Source organism: Candidatus Neomarinimicrobiota bacterium (genome assembly GCA_034716895.1).
In the GTDB taxonomy this organism is placed as follows: Bacteria; Fidelibacterota; UBA8477; order UBA8477; family JABMPR01; genus JABMPR01.
Window position 1 is genome coordinate 2192 of the sequence record JAYEKW010000132.1, and the last position, 9713, is coordinate 11904.

Annotated in this window: 9 protein-coding genes and 1 tRNA gene; 9 read left to right on the forward strand and 1 reads right to left on the reverse strand. The window is 47.2% G+C overall.

Annotated features, from left to right (window positions below):
- Nucleotides 1-713, reverse strand: a 713-nt coding sequence (gene amrB, locus U9Q77_08490) for an AmmeMemoRadiSam system protein B (GenBank protein MEA3287398.1), incomplete at its 3' end; no start/stop codon positions are given.
- 461 nt (nucleotides 714-1174) lie between these two features.
- Between amrB and U9Q77_08495 the strand changes: the two genes are divergently transcribed.
- From U9Q77_08495 to U9Q77_08535, 9 genes are all read left to right on the forward strand, one after another.
- A complete protein-coding gene (locus U9Q77_08495) occupies nucleotides 1175-2500 on the forward strand; it encodes a prephenate dehydrogenase/arogenate dehydrogenase family protein (GenBank protein ID MEA3287399.1) in 1326 nt (441 codons plus the stop codon).
- A 58-nt stretch (nucleotides 2501-2558) separates the two neighbouring features.
- On the forward strand, nucleotides 2559-3575 hold the full coding sequence (gene aroF, locus U9Q77_08500) for a 3-deoxy-7-phosphoheptulonate synthase (protein ID MEA3287400.1): 1017 nt from the start codon (nucleotides 2559-2561) through the stop codon (nucleotides 3573-3575).
- A gap of 19 nt (nucleotides 3576-3594) precedes the next feature.
- Complete coding sequence (gene aroA / locus U9Q77_08505; protein MEA3287401.1) at nucleotides 3595-4854, forward strand: 3-phosphoshikimate 1-carboxyvinyltransferase; 1260 nt, start codon at nucleotides 3595-3597, stop codon at nucleotides 4852-4854.
- Between the two features lie 86 nt (nucleotides 4855-4940).
- The gene (gene aroE / locus U9Q77_08510) at nucleotides 4941-5807 is read left to right on the forward strand and encodes a shikimate dehydrogenase (GenBank protein ID MEA3287402.1); all 867 of its coding nucleotides are present in this window, start codon (nucleotides 4941-4943) and stop codon (nucleotides 5805-5807) included.
- A gap of 147 nt (nucleotides 5808-5954) precedes the next feature.
- Nucleotides 5955-7109: a chorismate synthase gene (aroC, locus tag U9Q77_08515; protein MEA3287403.1), complete on the forward strand. Its 1155-nt coding sequence runs from the start codon at nucleotides 5955-5957 to the stop codon at nucleotides 7107-7109.
- 2 nt (nucleotides 7110-7111) lie between these two features.
- Complete coding sequence (locus tag U9Q77_08520) at nucleotides 7112-7645, forward strand: shikimate kinase (protein MEA3287404.1); 534 nt, start codon at nucleotides 7112-7114, stop codon at nucleotides 7643-7645.
- Nucleotides 7638-8753, forward strand: coding sequence for a 3-dehydroquinate synthase (gene aroB / locus U9Q77_08525; protein ID MEA3287405.1), 1116 nt, complete (start codon nucleotides 7638-7640; stop codon nucleotides 8751-8753). The genes U9Q77_08520 and aroB overlap by 8 nt, the downstream gene beginning before the upstream one ends.
- Nucleotides 8750-9334, forward strand: a complete 585-nt coding sequence (locus U9Q77_08530) for a MarC family protein (protein ID MEA3287406.1) — start codon at nucleotides 8750-8752, stop codon at nucleotides 9332-9334. Before aroB ends, U9Q77_08530 begins: the two co-directional genes overlap by 4 nt.
- Before the next feature lie 126 nt (nucleotides 9335-9460).
- A tRNA-Val gene (locus U9Q77_08535) sits at nucleotides 9461-9534 on the forward strand.
- Nucleotides 9535-9713: the final 179 nt, after the last annotated feature.

A 9713-nucleotide genomic window follows, 5' to 3' on the forward strand; every position in this document is an offset into this window, starting at 1 on the left:
CTCATTTTTCGTTGTCGAGCCACCTGCAATAGACCGCTGATGGGAATCCGTCCACAAGCTGATTGCTCCGGGAGGGAATCGCCCTTTAGCGTTTCAATGGCAGTTGCAGTTTCACCATCTAAACGGACCGCCTTGTCATAATTGTGGAAATGACTGAGGTCGGATGAAATAACGATGAGACATTCATCGCCACCCCAGAGCTTTTCAATGATATCTGCGACTTCAATTTCAGTAGCATTTCCCACCACAAAGGGGATCAAGCGAAAACTGGCCAGGGTGGATTGGAGAAAAGGCAATTGAACTTCCAGAGAGTGCTCATCAGCATGAGCCAGATCAGAAAACGTAAGCTGTGAAAGGTCATTCACCAGGCTGGAAATGGTTTTAGTGTCCAACTTGATATTACCAAGGGGTGTTTCGAATTCATCAACAGTTGGTACAGCCAGTCCAGACAGGGGAACCCGATGAGCAGGACCCAACAGGATCACCTTGCGGATCACATGGCGGTATTGCATGATGCTACGATAAGCAGCGGCAGCAACACTACCGGAATAAATATACCCGGCGTGGGGAACAATGATCGCCTTGGGTACCTGGGTGCTGGGAGAGGGTTCCTCATATAGATAATGATTGACCTGTTCCTGAAGTTCAACAGGATCATCCGGATAGAACATGCCGGCAACAGCGGCCGGTCGAGATGCTTTAAACTTGGACATATATCCTCCAGTGCAGGCAAATATACTTATGAGATCAACTCTAGCCAAGTAAGCGATGCCCGGCTCATTCAACTTTGAATGCCATAGACAAGGTTCTATATTCAGCCCACAATGAAACAGATCCATACATATTATTTTTTTACGCGAGCTGGGTGATGGTTTAAATTTGATATTTGAATACAATCACCCCTGTCATATGACGGGGGTTTTTTTTGTTATCAAGCGCAGCGCGATAACAAACGCGACGAAGCTCGTAGAGCGAAGTCGGGTATAGAGCCCATGCTTTGCAGAAAGACTAACGCTAAAGGCATCGCCAGATCTAGTCTTTCTAAAAGAGCGTAACGACTGAAGAATCTCCCTGTCCGGGCAATACGTGGCAGTCAAAGGAGATCCTTCGGCCCATGGCCTCAGGAAGACTAGCGGGGTTGATAAAATCATTAGAATTGAAGGAATGATATAAATTGAATCAAAAGAAATCAACCATCGGGATCATCGGGTATGGACGTTTCGGCGTATTGCTGGCCGAATTGTTATCCAAGGATTTTCAATTAGTAATAAATGATGTCCATGATTTGGCTGAATCAGTAGAGTCCGCCGGATATATCTGGCAGGATCTTAAGTCAGTCATGGAGCAGGATACAGTTTTTTTGGCAGTTCCCATTAGTAGTATGCCTCCACTCCTGGAGCAGATCGTTTCTCTGACCCATACTGACCAATTGTTTGTCGATGTAGCCTCCGTCAAGACCAGTATTCGTGACTGGATGGTTGAAACATTGCCCGCCTCAGTTCAAATCCTGAATACACACCCCATGTTTGGACCTGATTCCTACAAAAGGGATCGTGATTTGCGGATGGTCTTTTGTCCCAGCCGGATTCCCCGGGAAAAAGCAGATCTATGGCGGAAGATCTTTGAGTCCTGGGGTTGTCGTCTCATCGATCTCAGTGTAGAAGAACACGATCGCCAGGCTGCCCGGTCTCAGGGAATCACGCACTTCATGGGACGGGTGATGAAGGGGATGGATATTCAACCTACTGCCGTGGATACCCACGGTTTTCGCCAGGTGCATCATGTTGTTGAACAAACCTGCCAGGATACTGAGGAATTGTTTCATGACCTTCAGTTCTATAATCCCTACACAGCAGAGATGCTCACTGATTTTTCACGCTCCGTGCATGCTGTCAAAGCCAGGATCTACCGTCCTGATTCACCCCCTGAGATCATCGGTTATCAAGGCATTCCCGGTAGTTTCTCAGAGGAGGCTACGCTTAACTATATCACTGATAAAAAGTTGGGTGATATCGAGACCAAACCATGCCTGAGTAGTCAGGAAGTCATGGTCAAGCTGGCAACTTTCGAGATCGACCGTGGAATCATCGCCATGGAAAATGCTCGCGGTGGTGTGGTGCATGAGAGTATCCACGCTTTGGCAAAAGCCCGCTGCAGGGTGCGTACCATGTTTCATATCCAGGTCAATCAATGTCTCATTATGCAACCCGGCGTAACAATAGATCAGATCACCGAGGTCAGGTCACATCCCCAGGCTTTAAAACAGTGCTTGAAATATTTAGAAGCTAATTTTGCCAGCATTCCCCAGATCGAAGCTGAAGACACTGCTGAAGCAGCTCGCAAATTACAGGCGGGGGACTATTCCCATACGACTGCTGTGATCGCGCCGGCCAGAGCAGCTGCGATATATGGACTAACGGTAAACAAGTGGGGTATTCAGGATTTGAAAGATAATCAAACTTTATTTCTGGTGGTCGAACGAACTGGAACCTCGATTTAGGTTGCATAATTAGAGTCAGTACAAAACCTTATATGCTCATGAAGAAGGATAAATAGCAATGATCGTAGTTATGAAAATAAATGCCTCTCAAGCGGCAATTGATAGAGTTCAGCGTGAGATTGAAAAGTTGGGATATGTTCCCCGGCCAGCTCCAGGTGAATCCCGAACCCTGGTAGGCGTTATGGGAGCCAAACCCTTACGTGGGAAACAACATCTTCAGGCATTGCCCGAAGTCTCTGATGTGATAGAAATCAGTACTCCTTATAAGTTGGCTTCTCGCGAATGGCAACCTCAGGATACCATTGTGAAAGTCGGTTCCGCCAGTATCGGTGGAGATCAGGTTGCCGTAATTGCCGGTCCTTGTTCCATTGAATCTTACGAACAGACAAAAGAAGTGGGTTTGGCCGTCAAAGCGGCTGGAGGTCATCTTCTGCGTGGAGGAGCCTTCAAACCCCGGACTTCACCCTATTCCTTTCAGGGCTTAGGAGTAGAAGGGCTTAAAATTATCAAGCAGGTAAGTGCTGAAGTTGGTCTTCCCACAGTGGTTGAAGTCACGGATACTGAAGTATTGGAAGTTACTGCTGAATATACTGACATGCTTCAGATCGGAACTCGTAATATGCAGAATTTCACGCTTTTAAAAGCGGCTGCCCGTACTCAAAAACCGATTTTGTTGAAACGGGGTATGTCTGCCACCATAAAAGAGACTATTCTGGCAGCCGAGTACATCTTGAATGAAGGGAACGACCATGTAGTTCTTTGCGAACGTGGGATACGGACTTTTGTGGATCACACTCGTAATACTCTGGATGTAAGTGCTATTCCGGCTTTCCAGCGATTATCCCATTTGCCAGTTATTGTTGATCCCAGTCACGCCGCTGGGAAACGTCACAAAGTGTTACCCCTGGCGTTAGCTGGAGTAGCTGCCGGTGCGCAGGGCGTGATGGTGGAAGTCCATCCGAATCCAGCGATGGCCCTCAGCGATGGTCCGCAGCAATTACTGCCAGCTGACTTTCAGGAATTAATGGATCGGATCCGCTTGGTAGCTAGAGCTGTTGGCAAGGAACTCAACTGATCCAGTAAAGGATCGCACTATGGCATTACAAGGTGAACTCAAATTACCCGGTGATAAATCGATCAGTCATCGGGCACTCATGTTTAGCGCTCTGGGAGATGGTGTTAGTCGGCTTGAAAATCTAAATCCAGGTATTGATGTAAATACTACTAGAGAAGCCCTGGTCAACTGCGGTATTCAGATCGAGGAAAAACATGGAGTAATTCATGTTCAAGGAGGTGGCCAAAGACCCTTCAGTCAACCTGAACGTGCTCTAAATTGTGGAAATTCCGGTACAACTGCCAGATTAATGCTGGGTCTCCTGGCAGCTCACCCTTTGCATGTCCAATTCACCGGAGATCATTCTCTCAGTAAACGACCTATGGATAGGGTTTTTCGACCTCTGCAGCAAATGGGTGCCAATGTGTCTGCCCGGGAACGAAAATTTCTGCCAGTCATGCTCAGTGGTCGCGATCTATGGGCTCTGGATTATTGTTTGCCCTACGCCAGCGCCCAGGTGAAATCAGCTATCCTGTTGGCCGGCCTGCATGCTAGAGGTGAAACCACGGTCAAATCGCCGGCCCTCAGTCGCGATCATACTGAAAAAATGCTGAAAGCCATGGGTGCCAATGTGAAGATCAAGGGCCGGGATGTTACCATAAAACCCTTAACAAAACCCCTTCAGGCCATGGATTTTTCTATTCCTGGTGACTTTTCAGCAGCAGCATTTTTTATCACAGCGGCCTTGCTGGTGCCCGATTCTGACCTGACCATTCGGCGGGTAGGGATCAATCCAACTCGCATCGCTTTTCTCCATGCTGTTCAGGAAATGGGTGGGGATATCACTATTGCCAATAGAGAAGAGTGTCAAGGTGAAGCTATAGCAGATCTGCGCATTCGTCATTCCAAGCTTCAGGGCATTACCATTCACCCGGAACACATCCCCAATCTTATTGATGAACTGCCCCTGATTGCAGTGCTGGCCTCTCAGGCGCAGGGAGAAACTGTGGTTAATGGTGCTGAAGAGTTAAGGATCAAGGAATCTGACCGCATCACTGCAGTTGTCACCAATATGAGTGCCTGGGGTGCCAGGATATTTGAACGTCCCGATGGATTCAGTATTGAAGGTTCCACGCGTCTAAAAGGAGGCGATGTGATTACTTATGCTGACCATCGGATCGCCATGAGCATGGAAGTGGCTGGCCTCATTAGTGATCAAACAGCAAAGCTGGATAATTCAGCTTGTGTGGATATTTCCTATCCAGGATTTTTTGATGAATTGCGATCGCTATCAGAATAGATACTATAATGTTTCGAAGGCTCTAAACCCTCACAAGGTTACCGGACCTACCGGAAAATGTTGAGCAAAATAGCCAGGAGTACAAAGTGAAATTTGCAGTAATTGGTGATCCTACAAGACAAAGTGTAAGTGACTTCATGCATAGCTGGATCTATGAGCAATTAGGTCTGGATGGCGAATATAAAAAGATAAAAGTACCTGCAGATGGTCTCGAACGCTGGGTAGGTTTGCCAACTGCCAAAAAGCTGGATGGCTTTAATGTGACCATTCCCCACAAATCAGCCATAATTCCATATCTGGATGAGATTAATGATCGTACTGCTCCCATCGGTGCAGTCAATTGTGTTCGTCGTCATGCTGGGAAACTCACCGGCTTTAATACCGATTGGTATGGCTTTGTTAAATCGTTGGAAGCCGCCAATGTGGATCTGGCAGGAAAAAAGGTTGTTGTTCTGGGGAGCGGGGGAGCTGCCAGAGCCATTACATTTGGATTAGCGCGCGTCGGTACCGGTCAGACCACGGTTATAGCCCGTGACCCAAAGCGAGCCAAAACATTGATCAAAGATTTGGGGAATTCAGCAGAGGGAATGAAAATTCAGGGTTGTGCCTGGGATGAGACCGCTGTTGAACCTATTGAAGATGCCTATTGCCTGATAAATTGCACCCCCATCGGGATGAAGCCCAAAACCAGGGAAACGCCCCTTGATGGGGATATTCTAGCCTCAATCGAAGTGGTGGTTGATACGATTTTTAGTCCGCTGAATACCAGGCTGTTGTCCGAAGCGATCTTTTCTGATTGTCAAACAGTTTCTGGACTGGATATGTATCTCTATCAAGCCATGGCCTCAGTGGATATCTGGTTTGGACCCCAGGATTGGAGCCGAATCAAGATGAATAAAATGCGTGAGGCAGTGCATAACAAGATCACCGGTTTCAAACGAAAATTCGAATGATGAAACGAACCGATCAAACAAGACTTTCGCAATGTTCGCAAAGACGCAAGGGTTATTTATGCACAGACATATAACTTTTATAAAAACGCTGCGCCTTTGCATGCGAGAGAGTTTTTCAAAGAACTCATTAAGTTTGGAATTACGAACATGTTACAGCACTTAAGATTTCTAACTGCCGGTGAATCCCATGGGAAAGGACTTTCCGGAATTCTGGAAGGCTTCCCAGCAGGAGTACCCCTCTCTGAAGAAGCCATTGCTGTGGAGTTGCTCCGACGAAAAAAGGGGCACGGTCGTGGTGGTCGCATGAAGATCGAGCAGGATCATGCTGAAATTCTCAGCGGTCTGCGCCATGGGAAAACGTTGGGTTCTCCTATCGCGCTTTGGATTCAAAACCGTGACTGGGAAAACTGGCAGGATGAGATCATGTCCCATACTGAACCTGACGGTGTCGTTTCTGAAGTTACCTTACCGCGACCAGGTCACGCAGATCTGGCTGGTGTCCAAAAATTTGGCTTCACAGATATCCGTAATGTTCTGGAACGTTCCTCCGCACGCGAAACAGCCATGCGCGTTGCTCTGGGGGCGGTTTGTCGTGCCTTTCTCAAGGAATTGGGAATTGAGATCGCCAGCCATGTCATCCAGATTGGTCCTGAAAAAGCGCCTTCTGCGCCTATCACAGAGCTAACTGAATTAAACATTTGGGCTGACAGATCAGCGGTCCGTTGTTTGGACAAAATTGTCACCCAACGAATGACCGATCATATTGATGAGACCCGCCATCAGGGCGATTCAGTCGGTGGTGTGTTTGAAGTGCTGGCTTCAGGTCTTCCCGTTGGTTTGGGCACCTACACCCATTGGGATCGTAAACTGGATGCCCGTGTGGCCGCTGCCATGATGTCCATTAACGCTATAAAATCAGTGAACATTGGTGATGGTCTTAATGTGGCAGCAGTACCAGGCTCCGCTGTTCATGACGAGATCATTAAAGAAGGTAACACACTTAGGCGGACCACTAATCATGCTGGTGGAATCGAAGGCGGGATGTCCAATGGTGAAATGATTCGGATCCAGGTCAGCATGAAACCGATCCCGACTCTGGCGCGTCCCCTGCGCTCGGTAGATATACAGACTCGTGAGCCAGGTGTGGCTCACAAAGAGCGGACAGATGCCTGTGCTGTTCCGGCTGCCTCGATAATTGGTGAAGCCATGTTGGCTCTGGTTCTCACCGATGCCATTCTGGAAAAATTTGGCGGTGATTCTCTAGAACAGATCAGAACCCATATTGCGGCAACCGGGGTATGAGTATGGTTATGCCATCAGGTGTCAGATGTATTTATTTGATTGGACTCATGGGTGCCGGGAAAAGTACGGTTGGCAAATTTTTAGCCACGATCTTAAACTGGCAGTTTGTTGATCTGGATCATGAGATCGAGGTGTTGACCGGGTTGGATATCTCCAGTATTTTTGAAAAACAGGGTGAAGCGCATTTTCGTACTTATGAGTCACAGCTATTAGAAAAAACCAGTGACCTTAAAGATGCCATTGTTGCCTGTGGAGGGGGAGTGGTCACACAGGAACAGAATCTGAAATTTCTCCAGGATAAAACAGTGGTTTGGCTGGATCTCTCGCCGGCTGAAGCAGCAGCACGACTGGAGCATTCTCCTAATCGTCCTCTGCTGAATGGGTGTCAGGATACCTTAGTGCAACTCAATGAAATTCTGCTGGCACGTCGGGATGCCTATACCAGAGCTGCCAGGGTTCGTATTAGCAGCGGGGGTGTTTTGCCAGAGGTGCTTGCCACAGACATTGTACATCAATTGGTAGAGCTGTATGCCTGAAACCATTCGCATAGAAATCGCTCACCAGGTGGGCAAATACACGCTGCTTGTCGGTGCCGATCTATTGTCTGATTTGCCACAATTATTAGAAAGCATTGATGCATCCGGTCCCGTAGGTATTATCACCAATAGTAAGGTGAATGAACTTTATGGAGCAGCATTACGGGAGAGTCTTAAAACTGCTGGAGTGGTGACCCGAACTATTTTGATCCCTGATGGTGAGGAATACAAAACCCTGGCTTCGGCTGAGCAGGTTATTTCTGCCCTGATCGAACAGGGAGTGGAGCGTAGCGGAACCATTATTACGCTGGGTGGCGGGGTAACCACAGATCTGGGTGGTTTTGTGGCCAGTATCCTGTACCGGGGGATCAAACTGATCCATATCCCCACCACACTGCTTGCCATGGTGGATGCTGCTGTTGGGGGTAAAACGGGTGTTAATCATAGTAGTGGTAAAAATCTCATCGGCAGTTTTTATCAACCCGATCTGGTGGTCTTGGATGTGAGTACGCTTGTCAGTCTTGGTCAGCGGGATCGGGTATCCGGATATGCTGAGATGCTTAAGATGGGCGCTATTTTAGACCGCGATTATTTTGAGTTTCTGACCTCAAATATGGATGAATTGTTGAATTCAACTCCGGCTGATGTTCTGGTTCGGGTCATCACTCGCAGCTGTGAACTTAAGGCTGAAGTGGTTGAAGCTGACGAGAAAGAAACTGATCTGCGACGGATCTTGAATTTTGGGCACACACTGGGACATGCCATTGAAACCACTCTGGGCTATGGTGAGGTTCGTCATGGTGAGGCTGTTATTCTGGGCATGTATGGTGCTGGCTGGCTCTCCAATCAAGTCGGGCAATTCGCGGAGCGGGATTGGGCTGATCTGGCTCGTGTATTGCTAAGAATTCCCTTGCGAGTAACCGTTGACAGACTGAACGCAGATGCCATTGAGCAAGCCACGCGCCGGGATAAAAAAGTAGCTAATACTCAGTTGCATTTTGTTTTGTTGAAAAAATTAGGAGCAACACAGATACACACTGCTGTTCCAAAACTGATGATAAAGTTGGCGATAGAAGCCACAAAAAATGCCTGGAAGGAAACAACATGATCTTGGATTTTGATGGTTTTATGCATGCCTTTGTCACCCTGCTGGTGATCATGGATCCTTTTGGTGGTCTGCCTGTTTTCATGACCTTGACCAAAGACTATTCCGAAGAACGATCCAAACGGAGTGCCCACCGAGCAATCAGGGTTTCATTTATCCTGTTAACTGTCTTTGTTTTTATTGGCGAGGGCGTTCTGGAGTTTTTTGGAATTTCCATATTTTCCTTCCAGGTGGGTGGTGGTCTCATTCTCCTTCTGCTGGGATTACTTTATGTTTTGAATATCTCAATAGGGGAGGACAAGGATTACAGTAAAGATATTGTAATTCCCATGGCTACGCCTTTGATTGCAGGGCCAGGTGCTATTACCGCCATTATTCTTCTGGTAGCTCAATACGGTCCCTGGGTTCCATTATTAGCAATGTTGGTAAACCTGGTGATCTTCTGGGTAGCCATGTACTATGCTCGCTACATCAAGAAATTCATCGGTGAACAAGGCCTGGAAATTATGAGTCGCATCATGGGTTTGCTACTGGTAGCCCTGGCCATCGAGATGATACGCTCGGCCTGGATGGATTTATTATGAATGCAGAATAGCCAATAAGGAATTTCGAATAAAGAAGTATTTCACTACTTCGCACAGTCTTCAATCCTTGTTTGATATTCAATATTCAGTTTTGCTTCTATTCGTTTATATTAATCGCGATTTAACGGTCGATTGGCTCAGTTGGTTAGAGCGCTCGGTTCACATCCGGGAGGTCGTAGGTTCGAGTCCTACATCGACCACTTCAAGAAGACAAACCGCGAATTACGCTAATTGCACGAATGGTTTTAAAACCAGTATTTACCGACAATTATGTCGCAGCAAACAGAGTTTGTCGAACTCTGACAATATAAAATCTCTAACAGTCACTGAATGTACAGTTGCATGTGTATTAATTATAACAGTATGTGCTGAACAGCAA